Annotated in this window: 1 protein-coding gene; it reads left to right on the top strand. The window is 42.7% G+C overall.

What is annotated here, in order from left to right; all coding sequences use genetic code 11:
* Nucleotides 1–658, top strand: a 658-nt coding sequence (locus H8S52_RS19735; protein ID WP_186910415.1) for a transposase, incomplete at both ends; no start/stop codon positions are given.

The following is a 658-nucleotide window of genomic DNA, read 5'->3' as shown; positions in this document are numbered from 1 at the left end:
GAATCTTGCGCAGGCTTCCGCACCGGAAACGGCTGTCTGTCAAGACTGTCACTACAGATTTATCTTCAGCCATGATGCTGACAGTCAGAAAGGTGTTTCCTGCCGCAAAGCTGATCAATGACCGTTTTCATGTACAGCAGCTCATGTCTGAAGCTGTTGACCAGTTAAGAATACGCTATCGGTGGAAAGTACTTGATGCGGAAAATCAGGCTATCAGGGAGCATCGCCAAAAGAAGAAAGAAACAAAGAGTAAGGCGGAAAGGGAGAGAATAGGGAAATGGGAACCTGAAAGAATGGAGAACGGAGAAACCCTGCCACAGATAGTAAGCAGAAGCAAACATATTATACTGAAACACTGGAGCAAATGGAATGAACAGCAAAAGACTAGGGCTGCCATTCTCTTTGATAAATTTCCCAAGCTTCTGGAAGGATACAGCCTTAGCATGAAACTGACAGACATCTTCAACAAGAAGTCAAGTCCCGATGAAGCAAGGCTAAATCTCGCAAGATGGTACAATGAAGTGGAAAAGTTTGACTATATGGAGTTCAACAAGGTACTTGATACGTTTTCAAACCATAGTACGACCATCATAAATTATTTTGAAGAACGATTGACAAATGCTTCAGCGGAGTCGTTCAATGCTAAAATCAAAGCTTT

The organism is Bacteroides sp. NSJ-48 (assembly GCF_014287405.1).
Lineage (GTDB): Bacteria > Bacteroidota > Bacteroidia > Bacteroidales > Bacteroidaceae > Bacteroides > Bacteroides stercoris.
This window is presented reverse-complemented; position numbering and strand designations above follow the sequence as displayed.